Source organism: Actinacidiphila oryziradicis (assembly GCF_005047355.1).
Taxonomy (GTDB): Bacteria; Actinomycetota; Actinomycetes; order Streptomycetales; family Streptomycetaceae; genus Actinacidiphila; species Actinacidiphila oryziradicis.
Genome location: NZ_SUMC01000011.1, coordinates 45,622 through 65,571, shown reverse-complemented (window position 1 = coordinate 65,571; position 19,950 = coordinate 45,622). Strand labels below are relative to the sequence as shown.

The 19,950-nt window shown below is 70.6% G+C and carries 18 protein-coding genes; 4 read left to right on the top strand and 14 right to left on the bottom strand.

What is annotated here, in order from left to right; all coding sequences use genetic code 11:
• Positions 1–8: 8 nt before the first annotated feature.
• The 5 genes from ybeY to FCI23_RS14590 all read right to left on the bottom strand — a co-directional run bounded on the left by ybeY (position 9) and on the right by FCI23_RS14590 (position 4,244).
• On the bottom strand, positions 9–506 hold the full coding sequence (gene ybeY / locus FCI23_RS14610) for an rRNA maturation RNase YbeY (RefSeq protein WP_136724212.1): 498 nt from the start codon (positions 504–506) through the stop codon (positions 9–11).
• Positions 507–529: 23 nt separating this feature from the next.
• The gene (locus FCI23_RS14605; RefSeq protein ID WP_136724210.1) at positions 530–1,555 is read right to left on the bottom strand and encodes a PhoH family protein; all 1,026 of its coding nucleotides are present in this window, start codon (positions 1,553–1,555) and stop codon (positions 530–532) included.
• Between the two features lie 142 nt (positions 1,556–1,697).
• Positions 1,698–2,825, bottom strand: coding sequence for a carbohydrate kinase family protein (locus FCI23_RS14600; protein ID WP_211265332.1), 1,128 nt, complete (start codon positions 2,823–2,825; stop codon positions 1,698–1,700).
• 278 nt (positions 2,826–3,103) lie between these two features.
• The gene (locus FCI23_RS14595; protein ID WP_136724204.1) at positions 3,104–3,328 is read right to left on the bottom strand and encodes a hypothetical protein; all 225 of its coding nucleotides are present in this window, start codon (positions 3,326–3,328) and stop codon (positions 3,104–3,106) included.
• Between the two features lie 100 nt (positions 3,329–3,428).
• Positions 3,429–4,244, bottom strand: coding sequence for an HAD family acid phosphatase (locus FCI23_RS14590; protein WP_136724202.1), 816 nt, complete (start codon positions 4,242–4,244; stop codon positions 3,429–3,431).
• Positions 4,245–4,432: 188 nt separating this feature from the next.
• On the opposite strand from FCI23_RS14590, the gene FCI23_RS14585 reads away from it, so the two are divergent.
• The 3 genes from FCI23_RS14585 (at position 4,433) to FCI23_RS14575 (ending at position 7,126) form a co-directional block, all read left to right on the top strand.
• Positions 4,433–5,326: a LysR family transcriptional regulator gene (locus tag FCI23_RS14585; protein WP_136724199.1), complete on the top strand. Its 894-nt coding sequence runs from the start codon at positions 4,433–4,435 to the stop codon at positions 5,324–5,326.
• An 85-nt stretch (positions 5,327–5,411) separates the two neighbouring features.
• Complete coding sequence (locus FCI23_RS14580) at positions 5,412–6,497, top strand: S-(hydroxymethyl)mycothiol dehydrogenase (protein ID WP_136724196.1); 1,086 nt, start codon at positions 5,412–5,414, stop codon at positions 6,495–6,497.
• Positions 6,497–7,126, top strand: coding sequence for an MBL fold metallo-hydrolase (locus FCI23_RS14575; protein ID WP_136724193.1), 630 nt, complete (start codon positions 6,497–6,499; stop codon positions 7,124–7,126). The genes FCI23_RS14580 and FCI23_RS14575 overlap by 1 nt, the downstream gene beginning before the upstream one ends.
• 40 nt (positions 7,127–7,166) lie before the next feature.
• Here the strand turns inward: FCI23_RS14575 and FCI23_RS14570 are convergent, their stop codons facing one another.
• Positions 7,167–7,391, bottom strand: coding sequence for a hypothetical protein (locus FCI23_RS14570; protein ID WP_211265326.1), 225 nt, complete (start codon positions 7,389–7,391; stop codon positions 7,167–7,169).
• A 73-nt stretch (positions 7,392–7,464) separates the two neighbouring features.
• A complete protein-coding gene (locus FCI23_RS14565; protein WP_136724191.1) occupies positions 7,465–8,466 on the bottom strand; it encodes an adenosine deaminase in 1,002 nt (333 codons plus the stop codon).
• A gap of 163 nt (positions 8,467–8,629) precedes the next feature.
• Here FCI23_RS14565 and FCI23_RS14560 point away from each other — a divergent pair, with 163 nt between their 5' ends.
• Entirely contained in the window at positions 8,630–10,039 is a 1,410-nt protein-coding gene (locus tag FCI23_RS14560; protein ID WP_246143709.1) for a pectate lyase family protein, read from the top strand.
• Positions 10,040–10,182: 143 nt separating this feature from the next.
• On the opposite strand, the gene FCI23_RS14555 is transcribed toward FCI23_RS14560, so the two are convergent.
• From FCI23_RS14555 to hrcA, 7 genes are all read right to left on the bottom strand, one after another.
• The gene (locus FCI23_RS14555; protein ID WP_136724185.1) at positions 10,183–11,088 is read right to left on the bottom strand and encodes a ribonuclease Z; all 906 of its coding nucleotides are present in this window, start codon (positions 11,086–11,088) and stop codon (positions 10,183–10,185) included.
• 7 nt (positions 11,089–11,095) lie between these two features.
• Entirely contained in the window at positions 11,096–11,455 is a 360-nt protein-coding gene (locus tag FCI23_RS14550; protein ID WP_136724182.1) for a histidine triad nucleotide-binding protein, read from the bottom strand.
• A gap of 88 nt (positions 11,456–11,543) precedes the next feature.
• Complete coding sequence (locus tag FCI23_RS14545) at positions 11,544–14,795, bottom strand: S41 family peptidase (protein WP_136724179.1); 3,252 nt, start codon at positions 14,793–14,795, stop codon at positions 11,544–11,546.
• Between the two features lie 422 nt (positions 14,796–15,217).
• Positions 15,218–15,955, bottom strand: a complete 738-nt coding sequence (locus tag FCI23_RS14540) for a 16S rRNA (uracil(1498)-N(3))-methyltransferase (RefSeq protein WP_136724176.1) — start codon at positions 15,953–15,955, stop codon at positions 15,218–15,220.
• On the bottom strand, positions 15,952–17,013 hold the full coding sequence (locus FCI23_RS14535; protein WP_136724173.1) for a nitronate monooxygenase: 1,062 nt from the start codon (positions 17,011–17,013) through the stop codon (positions 15,952–15,954). The genes FCI23_RS14540 and FCI23_RS14535 overlap by 4 nt, the downstream gene beginning before the upstream one ends.
• A 647-nt stretch (positions 17,014–17,660) precedes the next feature.
• The gene (dnaJ, locus tag FCI23_RS14530; protein ID WP_136724170.1) at positions 17,661–18,806 is read right to left on the bottom strand and encodes a molecular chaperone DnaJ; all 1,146 of its coding nucleotides are present in this window, start codon (positions 18,804–18,806) and stop codon (positions 17,661–17,663) included.
• Positions 18,807–19,823 (bottom strand): heat-inducible transcriptional repressor HrcA, encoded by a 1,017-nt coding sequence (gene hrcA, locus FCI23_RS14525; RefSeq protein ID WP_136724167.1) that lies wholly within the window; start codon positions 19,821–19,823, stop codon positions 18,807–18,809. It lies immediately after the preceding gene.
• Positions 19,824–19,950: the final 127 nt, after the last annotated feature.

Genomic DNA, 19,950 nt, shown 5'->3' with positions numbered 1-19,950 from the left:
CGGCCCCGTCAGTGGGTGGTGGTGGGGGCCGGGGAAGGGCCCGTCAGACCGCGCTCGGCGCGCCAGTCATCGAGGATGGCGGCCTGGAGGCCGAACATCTCGGCCTTCTCGTCCCGCTCCTCGTGGTCGTAGCCGAGCAGGTGCAGAACCCCGTGCACGGTGAGGAGCTGGAGCTCCTCGTCCATGGAGTGCTTGGTGGGGGCTTCCTCGCCCTGTTTCTTCGCTACTTCGGGGCACAGGACGATGTCGCCGAGCAGGCCCTGCGGGGGCTCCTCGTCGTCCTTCCCGGGACGGAGTTCGTCCATCGGGAAGGACATGACGTCGGTCGGGCCTGGCTCGTCCATCCACTGGATGTGGAGCTGTTCCATCGCGTCGGCGTCGACGGCGATCACCGACAGCTCGGAGAGCGAGTGGATGCGCATCCGCTGGAGGGCGTAGCGGGCGATGTCGAGCACCGCCTGCTCGTCGAGTTCCCAGCCGGACTCGTTGTTGACGTCGATCGCCATGGTGGTTCGGTGGCTACTCTCGGTTAGTTACGACGGCCGTTGCCGTTTTCGTGTCGGATGCCGTTGCGGTCGTCGAACCGCTCGTACGCATCCACGATGCGCCCGACCAGCTTATGGCGTACGACATCCGTGCTCGTGAGGCGCGAGAAATGAACGTCCTCGACACCTTCCAGGATCTCCTGGACCTGGCGCAGACCGCTCTTCGTGCCGCCGCCCGGGAGGTCGATCTGGGTGATGTCGCCGGTGATGACGATCTTCGATTCGAAACCGAGCCGGGTGAGGAACATCTTCATCTGCTCGGCGCTGGTGTTCTGCGCCTCGTCGAGGATGATGAACGCGTCGTTGAGCGTCCGGCCGCGCATATACGCGAGCGGGGCGACCTCGATCGTGCCGGCGGCCATCAGCCGGGGGATCGAATCCGGGTCGATCATGTCGTGCAGCGCGTCGTACAACGGCCGCAGATAGGGGTCGATCTTCTCGTAGAGCGTGCCGGGCAGGAAGCCGAGCCGCTCACCGGCTTCGACGGCCGGGCGGGTCAGGATGATCCGGTTGACCTGCTTGGCCTGCAGGGCCTGGACCGCCTTGGCCATGGCGAGGTAGGTCTTGCCGGTGCCGGCCGGGCCGATGCCGAAGACGATGGTGTGCTTGTCGATGGCGTCGACATAGCGCTTCTGGTTGAGGGTCTTGGGGCGGATGGTGCGGCCGCGATTGGAGAGGATGTTCTGGGTGAGCACCTCCGCCGGGGTCTCCGCCACCTCCTCATCGGCGCGCAGCATGGCGATGGACCGCTCAACGGCGTCCTCCGTCATCGGCTGGCCGGTGCGGAGTACCAGCATCATCTCGTCGAAGAGACGCTGGACCAGGGCGACCTCTGTGCGGTCGCCGGTCGCGCTCACCTCATTGCCGCGTACATGGATGTCGACGGCCGGGAATGCCTCCTCGATCACGCGCAGCAGCGCGTCTCCCGAGCCCAGCACAGTGACCATGGGGTGCTTCGCCGGTACGACGAAGTTCGCGCTTGTCTGCTGCGTTGTCCGTGTCTGAGTCATGGGCCGGCTCTAGGCCTGCTCATCCCGCCTTCTGCTGATTGACATGCCCAGGGGCCTGGGCCTCCAGGGTACGACGGTACTGGTGGTGCTCCGAGAGGTTTTACGGGCTCTTGCGCCAGGCTGTTGTCCGGCTGTCGCCCGGTTATCCCCGGCGGAAGCCGATGGTGGGGACCGCCCGGCGCAACGCTCCCGGCCTGGTGCCGGCCGGGAGCAGGTCGTCGAGGAAGCCGTAGCGGCGCTCGTAGGCCTTGGCGTGCTGCCACCAGGCGGCGATCTCGCTCCACCCGGGCGCGGACAGCGAGCCGCCGAATTCCTGCACCGACAGGGCTGCCGTCAGGCTCGCGAAGGCGAGCCGGTCGGCCAGCGGCCAGCCGGCGAGGGTGCCGGTGACGAACCCGGCGACGAAGACATCCCCGGCGCCCGTCGGGTCCAGGGTCTCGACCACCAGCGCCGGGACCTCGGCGGTCTCGCCGGTGGCGGAGTCGACGGCGTACGCGCCCTCCGAGCCCAGCGTGACCACGGCGAGCGGCACGAGTTCGGCCAGCTTGCGGGCGGCTGCGCGCGGGCAGGCGGTATGGGTGTAGGACATGGCCTCTGCCGCGTTCGGCAGGAACGCCTCGCAGTGCTCCAGGTCGGCGAGGTCCGCCAGATCCCAGCGGCCCGATTCGTCCCACCCGACATCCGCGAAGATCCGGCTGCCGTTACCCGCCGCGGTCGCGATCCACCGTTCCCTGCCGGCGCCGGCGGACCCGGCACCGCCCGCTGTCAGCGACGCCACGCACGCCCTGGCCGGCGGCGGGCACTGCGGCACGGCCTCGTCCAGCGGCGGCGGGGCCTCGTGGCCGTGGCTGACCATGGTGCGTTCGCCCTCGTACGCCATGGACACGGTGACGGGTGAGTGCCAGCCGGAGATCCGCCGGGACCCGGTCAGGTCGATGCCCTCGCCGGTGGCGAGGCTGTCCCAGCAGTAGTCGCCGTACACGTCGTCACCGAAACCCGCGGCGAGAGAGGTGCGCAGGCCCAGCCGGGCCAGGGCGGTGGCCATGTTCGCGATGCCGCCCGGGCTGGAGCCCATGCCCCTGGCCCACGATTCCGTGCCCCGCACGGGCGCGCTGTCGAGGCCGGTGAAGATGATGTCCAGGAAGACGGTCCCGGTCAGATACACATCCGTCGCCGGGTCGCCCGGCGCCCGGACCGCGGCGAGCGGATCGAGGTCGGCCACGGCCTCGGCCACGGCCTCGGCCGCGACTTCGGCCGCGACCAAACGCACGGGCGGATCGAGCGGGAGGTCGTACCGGTCGTACTGGTCGGGCACCCCACGGTCCCCTTCGGTTCGTTCGTTGCCTGCGCACTCGGGTGCAGCACCTATGCACACACTGTGCACGAATACGACGTCCGGCGCACGGACCGTCGGCGGCCCGGTCCGCCCACCCGCCCGATCGCCTCCCGGGCAAGGGGCGAGCGGGCGGGGGCGGCGGTCCGCCGGCCCGCAACTCCTTCCGGCGTATCGCGCTGAGGTGGAGGCGACGAGTTCGGCTGAGCCGCCGGTCAGAGCTTGGTCAGCTTGGGATAGGGCTTGGTGATACGTACCCGACGGGAGCCGAAATCGACGAGCACCGCGATCTCGTCCTCGACGCTGATGATCGTGCCGAGGCCGTACACATCGTGTGTGACCCGGTCCGCCGGGGCGAACCGCTCATCGCGGGGCGGGGGTACCGGAACGTTGAAGGGACTGGTGGGCAGATGGCGTCTGGACGCAGGTGATTTTGTCATCGTCACCAGCATGAGGCCTCGGGAGGCCTGAGGGACACATCCAACGGACGGATGTGCCCCTGGTAAGCGCTTGCACTCGGAAGATTCTCAGGAGAGATTCTTAGGAGATGTAGTACATGGGGTTCGGCAGCTTGAAGCCCTTGTCGGCGTAGCCGCCACTCAGGTCGCTGTACTGGTCGCCGAAATTGGCGAGGATGTCGTAGCCGAGCGACTCGATGTGTGCACGGGTGCCCGACTTGTAGTCCACCGTCGTACAGGTCCAGGTCGGGACCGAGCAGGGCAGGTAGTCCGTCGCGACCTTGTTCTTCAGATAGAAGTGATCGCTGTCGGCGGACGCCTTGTAGCCCACGGCGCCCAGGTTCCGGACGCTCGCCGTGCGCTGGGTCTCCGGGCGGCCGGTGATCCAGAAGACGGTGATGCCCTGGTCCTTGGCCCAGTTCGCCAGGGCCGGCATGCCGAAGACGGCGGCCATGTCCTTGTTCTGGATGTACGTGTCGTTGGCGACGGCGTTGTAGTTGAAGCCCGCCTCCAGCTCGTAGTTGTACGTGAGCAGGGAGGTGTCGTCGACGTCGAGCACGATGGCCGGCTTGGCAGCGGTCTTCCCCCGGCCGTTGACCCTGCCGTGCCCGACCGCGTGCATCAGGTACTCCGTGGCCGTCTTCTCGATGCCGGCGAGCTGCTTGGCGTAGCTGCTGTCGGCGGAGGCGTAGTGCTCGCCGGAGGTGTCGACGGTGTCGCCGTAGTACGCCTTGATCTCGGTGACGACGTTGGTCAGGTTGGGGATCTCCTTGTCACTGCGGGGTACGGAGGTGTCCGCCGTTGCCGCGCCGACCCCGTAGAGGGTGGCGCCGACCGCCGCCGCGGCGACCGTAACGGCGAGGGCGCGGGTGCGCGCGGACAGACGGGACAGGGCCATGTATGGCTCCTTCGAATCGCCGGACGGGCACACGCGGCTCAAGGGAATGCCCGGCCACTCAGGGCACGTTGACGCCGCGAACCTAGACCTTTGATCATGCCTGGTCAAGGACTGTCTACGCGCGATGACGAGGGGTGATCGCGTCACCCTCGGAATCTGACGGAAATCAGCACATGAGATGCTGAATCGTGGAGCTCAGACATCTTCAGCACTTCGTCGCGGTCTGCGAGGAGCAGCACTTCACCCGCGCCGCCGAGCGGCTGCGCATTGCCCAGTCCGGACTGTCGGCCTCCGTACGGTCCCTGGAGCGGGAGCTCGGCGCCGATCTGTTCATCCGCTCCACCCGGCGGGTCAGCCTCACCGAGGCCGGGCATGCGCTGCTGGTCGAGGCGCGCCGCACCCTCGCCGCCGCGGCTGCCGCCCGGGAGGCCGTGGCGGCGGTGAGCGGGCTGCTCTCGGGCCGGCTGGCGGTCGGCACCGAGCAGTGCATGGGGGTCGTCGACGCGGCAGCACTCCTTGCCGAGCTCCGCGTGCGGCACCCGGGCCTGGAGGTGCACATGGAGCAGGCCGGCTCGGCCCGGCTCCTTGAGCAGGTCCGGCGGGGCACACTCGACCTGGCCTTTGTGGTGTACGAGGGCCCCTACGACGGGGTGCGGCTGCAGCCCGTCACCGAGGAGCCGATGGTGCTGCTGTGCCGCGCGGACCATCCGCTGGCCGGGCACGACGGCCCGGTGCCGCTGGACCACATCGGGCCCGAGGTCTTTGTCGACCTGCACCCGGACTGGGGCGCCCGGCAGGCGGCGGACGCCGCGTTCGCCGCAGCGGGCGTGACCCGGCAGGTGGCGATGCAGGTCAATGATGTCTACACCCTCCTCGACCTGGTCGTACGCGGTCTGGGCGTAGCCGTGGTGCCCCGCCCGGTGACCGCCAAGGAGCAGGCCCGCGGGCTCTGCTCGGTGCCGCTGGCCGAACGTACGGAGTGGAAGGTCGCGGTGGCGGTACCGGCCACAGGACGCCCCAGCGGGGGCGCCCGGGCCCTCATGGGCCTCATGGACCGCCCGATTCAGCACCCCGACAGCTGAATCTCATCGCTCCCGGATGTTGGACGCGCGGCTCCGCGACGCGCAGAGTGGTTCCGTTATGTGATCGACGAGAAGGGCCGTACCCATGGCGCAGGAAGTACGTGGTGTCATCGCACCGGGCAAGAACGAACCCGTGCGGGTCGAGACGATCATCGTCCCGGACCCCGGGCCGGGCGAGGCGGTGGTGCGGATCCAGGCGTGCGGCGTGTGCCACACCGACCTGCACTACAAGCAGGGCGGCATCAACGACGACTTCCCCTTCCTCCTCGGCCACGAGGCCGCGGGCATCGTGGAATCGGTCGGGGACGGTGTGACCGATGTCACCCCGGGTGATTTCGTGATCCTCAACTGGCGTGCCGTCTGCGGCCAGTGCCGGGCCTGCCTGCGCGGGCGCCCCTGGTACTGCTTCAACACCCACAACGCCAAGCAGAAGATGACCCTCACGGATGGCACCGAGCTGTCCCCGGCCCTGGGCATCGGCGCCTTCGCGGATAAGACGCTGGTCGCCGCCGGGCAGTGTACGAAGGTCGACCCGAGCGTCTCGCCCGCCGTCGCCGGGCTACTGGGCTGCGGCGTCATGGCGGGCATCGGCGCCGCGATCAACACCGGCGCGGTGGGACGTGGCGACTCCGTCGCCGTCATCGGCTGCGGCGGAGTCGGCGACGCGGCCATCGCGGGCGCGCGGCTGGCGGGGGCGGCGAAGATCATCGCCGTCGACATCGACGACCGCAAGCTCAGTACCGCCCAGCGCATGGGTGCCACCCACACCGTGAACTCGCGGGACAACGACCCCGTCGAGGCGATCCGCGCGCTCACCGGCGGAAACGGCGCCGATGTCGTCATCGACGCGGTCGGCCGCCCGGAGACGTACAAGCAGGCCTTCTACGCCCGCGACCTGGCCGGCACCGTGGTCCTGGTCGGTGTGCCGACGCCGGAGATGAAGCTGGAGCTGCCGCTCCTCGATGTCTTCGGGCGGGGCGGCGCGCTCAAGTCCAGCTGGTACGGCGACTGCCTGCCCTCCCGTGACTTCCCCATGCTCATCGATCTGCATCTGCAGGGGCGGCTGGACCTGGACGCCTTCGTGACCGAGACCATCGCCCTCGATGAGATCGAGAAGGCCTTCGAGCGGATGCACGGCGGCGACGTGCTGCGTTCGGTGGTGTTGTTCTGATGGCGGCCGGCATCGAGCACCTGGTGACCTCCGGGACGTTCTCGCTGGACGGCGGGACCTGGGACGTGGACAACAACGTCTGGATCGTCGGCGACGACGCGGAGGCCCTCGTCATCGACGCCGCGCACGACGCGGACGCGATCGCGGCAGCCGTCGGGGACCGGCGGCTGGTCGCCATCGTCTCCACCCACGCCCACAACGACCACATCGACGCGGCCCCGGCACTGGCCGAGCGCACGGGGGCACCGATCCTGCTCCACGGCGACGACCTGCCGCTCTGGAAGCAGACGCACCCCGAGCGCGCCCCGGACGGCGAGCTGACGGACGGCCAGGTCCTGACCGTCGCCGGTGTGGAGCTCACCGTCCTCCACACACCGGGGCACGCCCCCGGCGCCGTCTGCCTCTACGCCCCGGCCCTGGGCACCGTCTTCACCGGCGACACCCTCTTCGCCGGTGGCCCGGGCGCGACCGGGCGGTCCTTCTCGCACTTCCCGACCATCATCGACTCCATCCGGGACCGGCTCCTGGCGCTGCCGCCCGAGACCGAAGTCCGCACCGGACACGGTGACTCGACAACGATCGCCGCCGAGGCCCCGAACCTGGCGGATTGGATCGCCCGAGGCCACTGACCAGCCCATGACGGGGCCCTTACGCCCACTGTGCATCGATTCAGCCGGGCATAAGGGCCCCGCCACCAGGCGTAGCCCGGACGGGCGCGATGATCTCGTCGGCCAGCCATTGCGCAACGCCTTGCGGACAGGGCCCCCTGAGGCTCAGGACGATGTGCGTCATGCCGGCGTCGATGAGTCCCAGGATCGTCTTACGGGAATCCGCCACCTCGTCGTACGAGACGATGACCTGCACCGAGCGCGTGATCTCGTGCGGGTCCCGCACCGCCGCACCGCTCCGAACGACGGACCGGCCGGGCGGCTCGCTCGTGGTCTTTCCTCCGCCCTCCCCGCCGAAGTCAGCCTTCCCCGCCGAAGTCGTACGCCTCCACCTCGGCGAGATACGCCGCCCGGCGCGCCTCGTCGGCGTCCAGGAAGGCGGCCAGGAAGGAGTTGCGGGCCAGTGTGCGGAGGGCATCCTCGTCCAGTGGAAGGGCGTGGCGGACGGCGTCGAAGTTGTCGCCCGCGTAGCCGCCGAAGTAGGCGGGGTCGTCGGAGCTGACGGTGACGAGGAGACCCGCGTCGAGCATGCGCGGGAGGGGGTGGTCGGCGAGGGTGTCGACGCAGCGGAGGCGGACGTTCGACAGGGGGCAGACGGTCAGCGGGATCCGGTCGCGGACGAGGCGGGCGACGAGAGCCGGGTCCTCCACGCACCGGATGCCGTGGTCGACACGCTGGACACCGAGGATGTCCAGGGCTTCCCAGATGTACGAGGGCGGGCCCTCCTCCCCGGCGTGGGCGACCCGGCGCAGCCCGGCCTCGGCGGCGGCTTCGTAGACCTCGCGGAATTTGGACGGCGGGTTGCCGACCTCGGCGGAGTCCAGGCCGACGGCGGAGAGGTGGTGCAGGTAGGGGGCGGCCGCCTTGAGGGTGTCGAGAGCGGACTCGGCGGACTCGTCGCGAAGGAAGCAAAGGATCAGCTGGGTGGTGATGCCGTGCCGCTCCTCGCTCCGGTCCAGGGCGCGGGCAAGTCCCTCGATGACGGTGCCGATGTCGACACCGCGGGCGGTGTGGGCCTGGGGGTCGAAGAAGATCTCGGCGTGCCGGACGCCCTGCCCGGCGGCGCGGGCGAGATAGGCGTCGGCGAGGTCGGCGAAGTCGTCCTCGGTGCGGAGGACGGCCATGAGGGCGTAGTAGAGATCCAGGAAGGACTGCAGGTCCGTGAAGGAGTAGGCCCGGCGCAGCTCGTCGGTGGTGGCGTAGGGGAGCTGTACCCCGTTGCGTTCGGCGAGGGCGAAGGCGAGCTCGGGTTCGAGGGTGCCTTCGATGTGGAGATGGAGTTCAGCCTTGGGAATGGGCACAGGAGATCACTTCGCCGGGAGCAGGGGACACGGGGCACGGGGCACGGGGCACGGGACACGCTGCTGGGACACCGTGTCGGGGAATTACTGATTCTAACGGCAACCTTTTCGGCCACGGCGGTCACTCATGGGTGAAGGATCCTCTGATGAAGGACGTCCCCTGGTGTCCAAGCCCTCCTCCGCCGCCGCCCGACACCGCCGGTCGCGTGCCGGACGCCGCACGGCAGTGTTCTCCGCCGCAGCCGTGGCTGCCGCCGGACTCGGCGCGATACCCCTGGTGATGAGCGCGCACGCCGCCACCGACCTGGCCCACCAGGTACTGCCCGCCGAGGACGGCTGGGCCGCGAGCGGCACCGGCACGACGGGTGGCTCGGACGCCGCGGCGGCGCAGATCTTCACGGTGTCGACCCGGGCTCAGCTGGTGAAGGCTCTCGGCAGCGCTTCGAACACCATCCCCAAGATCGTCCAGATCGAGGGCACCATCAATGCGAACACCGACAGCTCCGGCAGCACCGTGAGCTGCGCCGGCTACGCCTCCGGTACGGGATATTCACTGACCGCCTACCTCAAGGCGTACGCCCCGTCGTCGTGGGGCCGGAGAAAGGTGCCCTCCGGCACGCAGGAGACCGCCCGCGCCGCCGCCGCGGCCAAGCAGGCGAAGAACGTGCAGATCACGGTGCCGGCCAACACCACGATCGTGGGTGTCCCGGGGAGCAATGCCAAGATCGTCGGCGGCAACCTGATGCTGAAGAACGTCAACAACGTCATCGTGCGGAATCTGACCCTCGACAGCCCCGAGGACTGCTTCCCTCAGTGGGACCCGACGGACGGCCCGACGGGCAACTGGAACTCCGAGTACGACACCGTCACGCTGCGGGGCGCGACTCATGTCTGGGCCGACCACAACACCTTCACCGACGGCCCGATGTACGACAGCGCCGAGAAGACCTACTTCGGACGCGAGTACCAGGTGCATGATGGCCTGCTGGACATCACCAAGGGCTCGGACCTGGTGACGGTGGAGCGGAACCGTTTCACCAGCCACGACAAGACGACACTGATCGGCAGCAGCGACACGGACGACGCGAGCAAGCTGCGGGTCTCGATCCACCACAACGTCTACGCGGGAATCGTGCAGCGCGCACCGCTGGCCCGGATCGGCCAGGTGGACGTCTACAACAACTACTTCGACACCACGAAGCTCAACGGCTACGCGCACAGCTACAGCATCGACTCCCGGGCCGGCGCCCAGGTCGTCGCCCAGGACAACTACTGGAAGCTTGCCGGCGGCCGCAAAGCCTCCAGTCTCTTCAGCGGCGACGGCACCGGCGCCATCGCGGGCAGCGGCAACCTCGTCAACGGCACCGCGACCGATCTCGACGCCGCCCACAACGCCACCGCGAGCTCGTCAAAGAAGATCAAGACGACCGTCAACTGGACCCCGGCCCTCACGGCGGGCCTGGAGTCCTCGGCCAAGAACCTGCCGATCTCGCTCGCGAGAACCACGGGCGCCGGTGTGCTCACCGCTTCCGGCGGGACGGCCGCGGTGGCGGCGGCTGCCACTGAGGACTGAGACGTCAACCAGTTGTGGGCAGGCGTTCCGCAGGGCGAACGAAGCGAGATGGGGGCACCTCCCGGCCGAAGGCCGGGGGAGGTAGCTGGGGGAGGGTGGGCACAACACCGACCACCGGCCCGCACATCGGCCACAGGCCCGCGCTACCGGCGCCGTGGCACCGGGACCCGCATCAGGTCCTGGGCCACGGTGAGCTCGCCGTCGAAGCCGGCCGCCCGCGCCTGCCGCGCGAACAACTCCGGGTCCGGGTAGCGCTGCGAAAAGTGCGTCAGCACCAAATGCCGTACCCGCCCGTTGACCGCCGCCCGCGCCGCCTGCCCCGCTGTGAGGTGGCCGTAGTCCTTGGCCAGCGCCGCGTCCTCGTCCAGAAACGTCGACTCGATGACGAGCATGTCACACCCTTCCGCCAGCGCGTCCACCCCCTTGCACTCCCGGGTGTCCATGACGAACGCGAAACGCTGCCCGCGCCGCTCCTCGCTCACCTCGTCCAGGGTGACCCCGCCGAGCACGCCTTCGCGCTGGAGCCGCCCGACGTCCGGACCGGCGATGCCGTGCGCCGCCAGCCGGTCGGGCAGCATCCGGCGGCCGTCCGGCTCGGTGAGCCGGTAGCCGTACGCCTCGACGGGGTGCGAGAGCTTCCGCGTCTCGAGTACGAACCCGGCGGTCCGGGCGAGCACGCCGTCCGCCCGCACCGGCTCCTCGCGGAGCTTGACCGTCTCGCGGTAGGCGGTCGCGTAGCGCAGCCGGTCGAAGAACCGCTGCCCGGACAGCGGGTAGTGGGCCGCCACCGGATGCGGCACCCGGTCGAGGTTGATGCGCTGGATCACCCCGGCCAGGCCCAGGCTGTGGTCGCCGTGGAAGTGCGTGACACAGATCCTGGTGATGTCGTGCGCGGCCACCCCGGCGCGCAGCATCTGACGCTGGGTGCCCTCGCCGGGGTCGAAGAGCAGGCCCTCGGTGTCCCAGCGCAGCAGGTAGCCGTTGTGGTTCCGGTGACGGGTCGGGACCTGGCTGGCGGTGCCGAGCACGACCAGTTCGCGTACGGACACAGATGCGCTACCCGGGAGGCCAGTCGAGGCCGCGCCCGCCCAGGACGTGGGCATGCGCGTGGAAGACCGTCTGGCCGGCGCCGGGGCCGGTGTTGAAGACGACGCGGTAGCCGGTGCTGTCCACCTTGTCGTCGGCGGCGACCTCGCCGGCCTCGCGCAGCAGGTCCGCGGTGATCTGCGGCTCGGCGGCGGCGAGGGAGGCGGCGTCCGGATAGTGCACCTTGGGGATGACGAGGACGTGGGTGGGGGCCTGTGGGTTTATGTCCCGGAACGCGACGGTGGTCTCGGTCTCACGGACGACGGTCGCTGGAATGCTGCCCGACACGATCTTGCAGAACAGGCAGTCTGCCTGCGGTTCTCCCGCCATGGCGTCTCCCTCTCCGGTTTTCGAGTTGATGACGTGCGATGACAACGAACGGCATCGTATCGGCGTAGGCACCCGGACGGGTCCCAGGCTAGGGCAGTGGCGGCGGGGACTTGGCCGGGGTCACCGCCAGCGCGTCGAGGGCGAGGCGGATGGCGGTGTCGAGCTGGGGGTCTCGGCCGGCGGCCCAGTCGTCGGGGGTGTGGAGGACCTCGACATCCGGGTCGACGCCGTGGTTCTCGACGTCCCAGCCCTGGCCCTCCAGCCAGAAGGCGTACTTCGGCTGGGTGACGAGGGTGCCGTCGACCAGCCGGTAGCGGGAGTCGATGCCGACGACGCCGCCCCAGGTGCGGGTGCCGACGACCGGGCCGATGCCGAGGGCCTTGATGGCGGCGTTGACGATGTCGCCGTCCGACCCGGAGAACTCGTTGGCCACGGCGACAACGGGCCCGCGCGGCGCGTCCTGCGGGTAGCTGTAGGCGGGGAGCCCACGCGGCAGGTCCCAGCCGACGATCCGCCGGGCAAGCTTCTCCACGACGAGCTGCGAGGTGTGGCCACCGCTGTTCTCCCGGACGTCGACGACCAGCCCCTCCCGGGCGACCTCGACCCGCAGATCGCGGTGGAGCTGCGCCCAGCCGGAACCGACCATGTCGGGTACATGCAGGTACCCCAGCCGCCCGCCGGACTGTTCGTGGACGTAGGCGCGCCGTCCGGCGACCCAGTCGTGGTAGCGCAGCGCCTCCTCGTCCGCGATCGGTACGACGACGGCGTGCCGTACGGCTCCGCCGCCCGCCGGGGCGATGGTGAGCTCGACGGGCTTACGGGCGGCGCCGATGAGGAGCGGGCCGGGACCGGTGAACGGGTCGACGGGGTGCCCGTCGACGGCCAGGACGGCGTCGCCCGCGCGCACGGCGACGCCGGGGGCGGCCAGTGGTGAGCGGGCCTGCGGGTCGGAGGTCTCCGAGGGCAGGACGCGGTCGATCCGCCACAGCCCCTCGGCGTCGCGGGAGATGTCGGCGCCCAGCAGACCCTGGCGGTGCAGGCCGTTCCCATGGCCGCCGGAGGGCATCACATAGGCGTGCGAGGTGTTGAGCTCGCCGACGACCTCGTAGAACAAGTCCACGAGGTCGCTGTGGGTGGCGACGCGGTCCAGGACCGGGCGGTAGCGGTCCCGTACCGCGTCCCAGTCGACGCCGCCCATGTCGGGGCGCCAGAAGTTGTCACGCATGAGACGGTGGGCCTCGTCGTACATCTGCCGCCACTCGTCCTGCGGCCGTACGGTGACGCGGATCCGCGAGAGGTCGACGGCGACATTGCTGTCGGAGTCGTCCTCCGCGGGCACCGACTTGTGGTCGGCTGAGCCGACCCGCACCCGGGTGCCGGAGGTGATGAGCACCTTGTTGCCGTCGCCACTGACCGCGAAGTCATCCGCGGAGTCGGCGAGTTCCTCGATACGGAGCTGCTTGAGGTCGTAGCGCTCCAGCGCGCTGCCGGGCGGCTCGGACTCGGGCGTGGCAAGGGCCGCGCCCAGGACTCCGCGCAGCGGATGGCGCAGCCACAGCACGCCGTCCTTGGCCGCACGGAGCGTGGAGTAGCGGGCGGCCTCGACCGGGAAGGGGATGATGCGGTCGGCGAGCCCCTCGGCGTCGACGCGGGTGACCGGCGTACGGGGCCGGTCCTCGCCCTCCCCCTCCGTCTTCCCCTTGCCGGAGTCGTCCTGACCGTCCGCTTCCTTCTTCTCCTCGGCGGCGGGGTCGACGGGACGGCCGTGCCGTTGCGGGCCGAACGGCGAAGGGGTGGTGGCCGCCAGGGTGATCAGATGCGGGCGGCAGGCGCCGAGGAAGGACAGGTCGAAGACATGCTCGTCATAGATGGGGTCGAAGGCCCGCTCGGACAGGAACGCCAGGTGCTTGCCGTCGGAGGTGAAGGCGGGCGAGAGGTCCCGGAAGCGCAGCGGAGTGGCCTCGGTGACGGCGAGATCCGCCGTGGCCGCCAGCTTCAGCTGGCGCAGCTCGCCGGGCCCCGGGTGGGACCAGGCCAGCCAGCCGGAGTCGGGCGAGAAGGTCAGGCCGGTGGCGTGCCCGTGCTCGGTCGTCTCCACGGTCCGCACCTCGCCGGTCTGCGTCTCGACGAGCAGGATCCGGCCGTCGTGCGACGCCACGGCGATCCGGTGGCCGTCCGGCGAGACGGTCATCCCCAGGACCCGGCCCAGCCGCCCCGCCGCCAGCCGGCGCGGTGGCGTGCCGGGCGCCGTGCCGGCCGCCGGGGCGACCTCCAGCGCGTCCTCGCCCTCCGCGTCGGTGACCCATACGACCTGCTGGTCGCCCTCGCCCCCGAAGGTCCGCGGCAACCGGTTCCGCACCCCCGGCCCGGCGGCGAGCGCCCGGGCCGGGCCGCTCCGGTGGGTGACCCAGTGAACGGTGCCCCGTACCTCGACCACGCTTCCGCGGCCGGTGTGGTCGGGGCGCGCGTCGTTGAGGTGGTGGGCGGCGCGGATGGGGTGCGGCTGGAGGTCGGTGCGCTGGCCGCCGAGGCGTACGTCGAGCTTGCGGGGGGTGGCTTCGGCGAGATCGTCCAGCAGCCAGAGTTCCCCGGCGCAGACGTACACGACCCGGGTGCCGTCCGTTGCCGCGTGGCGCGCGTAGAAGCCGTCGACCGGGCTGTGCCGGCGCAGCTCGGTGCCGTCCGGGAGGCTCGAATAGACCGCCCCGACGCCCTCGTGGTCGGAGAGAAAGGCGATCCTCTCCCCCACCCACATCCCGGACTCCACATTCCCGTCCAGGTCCTCATGCAGCCGCTCGAACTCCGCGCCCTCCGTGCTCCGCAGCCACAGCTTCCCCGCCGTCCCGCCCCGGTACCGTTTCCACGCCGCCGCCTCCCGGCCCATCCCGGCCGACACCAGCAGCACCGCGCCCTCCGGCCCGTACGCCACGTCCCCCACCGGCCCGTACGGCAGAGTCCGCCCCGGCGCCCCGTCCACCGGTACCGCCCACGCCCAGCTCCGGCGCGACGACGCCTGACCGTAGGCGCTGATCGCCAGCACCTCGCCCGCGGCCGTCCAGCCCCGCACCGAGGTCCGTCTGCTCCCCCAGTACGTCAGCCGCCTCGACGGCCCGCCGTCCACCGGCGCGACATGCACCTCCGGTGCGCCGTCGCGGGTCGACGTCCAGGCCACCCACTCCCCGTCCGGCGAGATCCGCGGATGATCCACCGGCATGTTGTCCGCGCTCACCCGCCACCCCCGCCCCCCGCCGAGCGGCGCCACCCAGACGTCGTCCTCGGCCGTGAACGTGATCAACTCGCCGTGCAGATGCGGATACCGGAGGTACGAAGGCTGCGTCACGTCGCCACATTAACCACGAATCGGCCTCATGACGACCGTTTTGGATCTACGATCTGCTCGCCACCGGGGCCATTCCGGCGGATCATGGGCGGTCACCGCGCCGGCGCGTGACATCAGCCGCTCTGCGGCGGGCGCGGCGGCGGCGAAGGGATCGTTCATGATCCGCCGGAATGGGCGGCCCGAAGTGGGCCGTCTTTCCCCATGGTGTGCTGCGAGAAGCCCTACGGGATGGCTCTTAGAGGGCCCGGCAGTAGGCGGGGTGGGTGAAGGAGCGGGGCGAGGGCCGAGTCTGGCAAGGCGGAGGAGGAAGACACAGCGGAGCTGCGGCGACCGACGACAACGCCGCCAGGCGAGCCCGCCGACGGAGTCGGCTGATGTCACAGCTCGGCCCGCGACGCCGCCCCGCCTACTGCCGGGCCCTCTTAGCCCCAGCGGCCTGTGCGGCCCAGCAGCAGCGCCGTAGCGGCGACCCCCGCCGTGGAGGTCCGGAGCACGGTCGGGCCCAGGCGGTACGGTTTGGCCCCCGCCGCGGCGAAGGCGTCGATCTCGTCCGGCGAGACACCGCCCTCGGGGCCGACGACGAGGACGAGGTCGCCGTCGTCCGGCAGCGGGGCAGCAGCCAGCGGCTCCGCGCCCTCCTCGTGCAGGACCGCGGCAAAATCGGCGGCGCCGAGCAGCCCAGCGACCTGACGGGTCGTCATGGCATCGGCCACGTCAGGGAACCGCAGCCGCCGCGACTGCTTCGCGGCCTCCCGCGCGGTGGAACGCCATTTCGCCAGAGCCTTGGCGCCGCGCTCGCCCTTCCACTGGGTGATGCAGCGCGCAGCCGCCCACGGCACGATCGCGTCCACGCCGGTCTCGGTCATGGTCTCCACGGCGAGCTCGCCGCGGTCGCCCTTCGGCAGTGCCTGGACGACAGTGATACGGGGCCGGGGCTCCGGCTCGGTCCGTAGCTCATCGACGGCGACCTCCAGCTCGTCCTTGCCGGAGACCGCGGCGACGGAGCCGTAAGCCGCCCTCCCCCGCCCGTCCGTGAGGACGATCTCCTCCCCGACCCGCAGCCGGCGCACCGACACCGCGTGCCGGCCCTCGGGGCCGGACAACACGATCCGGTCGCCGCTGAGCCGCCCGGGCTCGACGACAAAGACCGGCGCGGTCACGATGCGGCCATCGCGTTGCGGGCGGCGTCGAGTTCGTCGGCCAGGAGCTCGACGAGCTGGCCGGCGGGCAGGTCACGGGCGAGACGGTGGCCCTGGCCGGCCCACAGGGCCATGGCCTGCGGGTCACCGGCCGCGGCGGCGGCCTTGCGCAGGGGCGACGTCAAGTGGTGGACCTGCGGATACGCCGCCGGGGCATACCGTCCGTGCTCGCGCATGAAGCGGTTGACGAGACCCCGCGCAGGACGGCCGGAAAAGGCCCGGGTGAACTCGGTGTGAGTGAAGACGGGATCCGTGACGGCCCGCTTGTGCAGGGCGCTTGCGCCGGACTCGGGGCAGACCAGGAACGCGGTGCCCAACTGGGCGGCGTCCGCGCCGATCGCCAGCACCGACGCGATCTGGTCGCCGCGCATCAGGCCGCCGGCCGCGATGACCGGCACCTCCACCGCCTCGCGGACCTGCGGGACGAGCGCCAGGAGGCCGACGGCCGCGCCGTCGAGCCGCGGGTCGTCGCGATGGGTGCCCTGGTGGCCGCCCGCCTCGATGCCCTGGACGCACACCGCCCCCGCACCCGCCCGCTCGGCGGTCTGCGCCTCGGCGACAGAAGTGACGGTGACCACGGTCAACGTCCCGGCCTTGGCCAGCGAGGCCAGCGCCTTGCCGCTCGGACAGCCGAAAGTGAAGCTCACCACCGGCACCGGATTGTCGACAAGGATGGACAGCTTGGCCTCGTACGCGTCATCCGTGCCCGAGTCGGGGTCCCCGAGGGACGTCTCGTACCAGGCCGCTTCCCCCGCCAGCTGCTCCGCGTAGACCTCGACGGCGGAGCGGTCGGAGGTGTGCGGCTGCGGCATGAACAGGTTCATCCCGAATGGCTGCTGGGTGAGGCTCCGGACCTGCTTGATCTCCTCGTACATGGCCTCGGGGGTCTTGTACCCAGCGGCGAGAAAACCCAGCCCGCCCGCCTCGCACACGGCAGCGGCAAGCTTTGGGCTGGACGCCCCGCCCGCCATCGGGGCCTGAACGATCGGATACAGGGCGAGTTCGGAGAGCTCGGACATGAGCTCATCGTTTCACGTCGCCCTCGCCGGGCTGGCCGGGGCGGTGCCGGGTCCCCCCGTTCGGGGGTGCCGTTTGTCCGGCCGGACCGGCGCGGCGGGGTGCTCCGGCGCTGGCGTGCCGGTTCCGCGCCCCCTCTGCGGTGGTTGCCGGGAGGTGCCCCCACAAGCGCCGGACGGGCTTGGTGGTCGTGCTGGCCGGCACGCGATGTTGTGGTCGGGGTCGGGGCCGCTGTGGGGTGATCTCCTCGGGGCTCGCGCGTGCGGGTCCACAGCCCGCTTGCCCGGGGTGCACGCGCTCGTCCCCTGCGGGGACACCCCGGCGCGTCCCCTCCCAGCCGGACAAGCGCGTGACGGCCTCGCCGTGGCGGAGACCGTAAAACCAAAGGCACCGCACCCGGTGGTTTGGACCCCAAGGAACCACGCACCGCAAGGCGCTGAACCGGGCCGAAGGGGGCGGTGCAGGGGTGTGTCCCCGCAGACTGTGTCGCCCAAGTGCCGGCGGCGATGGCGCAAAGAACGCCGGGTCCTGGCACACAGTCGTGGGGGCACCTCCCGGCCGAAGGTTGGGGGAGCGAGTCACCCCGGAGGCGCCACCGACCCAACCACCGAACAAAGCGCACCCCACCCCCGGCGCAGGGCGCCAAAACTCAGCGCCCGTTAAACGCGTCCTTCAGCCGCGAGAACAGCCCCTGCTGGCCCGGCTGGAAGTGGCCCGACGGCCGCTCCTCGCCGCGCAGCTTGGCGAAGCGGCGGAGCAGCTCCTCCTGGTCGGGGTCGAGCTTGCTGGGGGTCTGGACCTCTACGTGGACGATGAGATCCCCACGCCCGCCGCCCCGCAGATGGGTGATTCCACGCTGGTGGAGGGGGACGGACTGGCCGGACTGGGTGCCGGGCCGGATGTCGACCTCCTCCAGGCCGTCCAGCGTCTCCAGCGGACACTTCGTGCCGAGAGCCGCGGCCGTCATCGGCAGAGTGACCGTGCAGTGGAGATCGTCACCACGCCGCTGGAACACCGCGTGCGGCAACTCGCGGATCTCGACGTAGAGGTCACCGGCGGGGCCGCCGCCGGGCCCGACCTCGCCCTCGCCGGCGAGCTGGATCCGGGTGCCGTTGTCGACGCCGGCCGGAATCTTGACGGTGAGGGTCCGCCGGGAGCGAACGCGCCCGTCGCCCGCGCACTCGGGGCACGGAGTGGGCACAACCGTACCGAACCCCTGGCACTGCGGACACGGCCGCGAGGTCATGACCTGGCCGAGGAAGGACCTCGTGACCTGGGAGACCTCGCCGCGGCCGCGGCACATGTCGCAGGTCTGGGCGGCGGTGCCCGGCGCCGCGCCCTCGCCGGAGCAGGTGGCGCAGGTCACAGCCGTGTCGACCTGGATGTCCTTGGTGGTGCCGAAGGCGGCCTCGTCGAGCTCGATCTCCAGCCGGATCATCGCGTCCTGGCCGCGCCGCGTCCGCGAGCGCGGTCCACGCTGGGACTGCTGCCCGAAGAAGGCGTCCATGATGTCGCTGAAGTTGCCGAACCCGGCCCCGAAGCCACCCGGCCCGCCGGCGCCCGCGCCACCGCCGTTGGCGGAGAGCGGGTCGCCGCCGAGGTCGTAGACCTGCTTCTTCTGCGGGTCGGAGAGCACCTCGTAAGCGGCGTTGATCTCCTTGAACCGCTCCTGGGTCTTCGGATCCGGATTGACATCCGGGTGCAGCTCGCGCGCGAGGCGGCGGAAGGCCTTCTTGATCTCGTCCGGGCCCGCATCGCGGCGCACACCCAGGACGGCGTAGTAGTCCGTCGCCACTTACGACTCCGCCAGGATCTGTCCGACGTAACGTGCCACTGCGCGTACCGCTCCCATCGTTCCGGGGTAGTCCATGCGGGTCGGTCCGACCACGCCGAGTTTGGCGACGGCCTCCTCGCCCGAACCGTAGCCGACCGCGACGACGGATGTGGAGTTGAGGCCCTCGTGGAAGTTCTCATGACCGATACGTACGGTCATGCCCGAGTCCTTGGCCTCCCCCAGCAGCTTGAGAAGCACCATCTGCTCCTCCAGCGCTTCCAGCACCGGGCGGATCGTCAACGGAAAATCATGATTGAACCGGGTGAGGTTCGCCGTGCCGCCGAGGATGATCCGCTCCTCGGTCTCCTCGACGAGCGTCTCCAGCAAGGTGGCGAGGACGATCGACACGGCGGGCCGGTCGTCCTGCTCGAAGCTGTCCGGCAGATCCTGCAGCAGCGGTGGGACATCGGCGAACCGCCGCCCCACCACCCGGCTGTTCAGCCGGGCCCGCAGATCGGCCAGCACGGTCTCGCCCACCGGGGCGGGGCAGTCCACCAGCCGCTGCTCGACCCGCCCGGTGTCCGTGATCAGTACGAGCATGACGCGGGCCGGTGAAAGCGCGAGCAGCTCGACATGGCGCACGGTGGAGCGGGTGAGCGAGGGGTACTGGACGACAGCGACCTGCCGGGTCAGCTGCGCCAGCAGCCGCACCGTACGGGTCACGACGTCGTCGAGGTCGACCGCGCTGTCGAGGAAGTTCTGGATCGCCCGCCGCTCGGCCGTGGACAGCGGCTTGACGCCCGCGAGCTTGTCGACGAAGAGCCGGTACCCCTTGTCGGTGGGTACCCGCCCGGCGCTGGTGTGGGGCTGGTGGATGTAGCCCTCGTCCTCCAGCACCGCCATGTCGTTGCGGACGGTCGCGGGTGACACGCCGAGGCTGTGCCGCTCCGTGAGTGCTTTGGAGCCGACCGGCTCCTCGGTGCCCACATAGTCCTGGACGATCGCACGCAGCACTTCGAGCCGCCGTTCACTGAGCATCGCGTACACCTCCAGTCCGCCATTCGGCCGTCACCTGGCACTCTTCCGTTTTGAGTGCCAACTCCCCGCAGTCAGTGTACGGCGCAGTAGCAAGGCCACGGCAAGGCCAGGTCCGAACCGCCCCGCG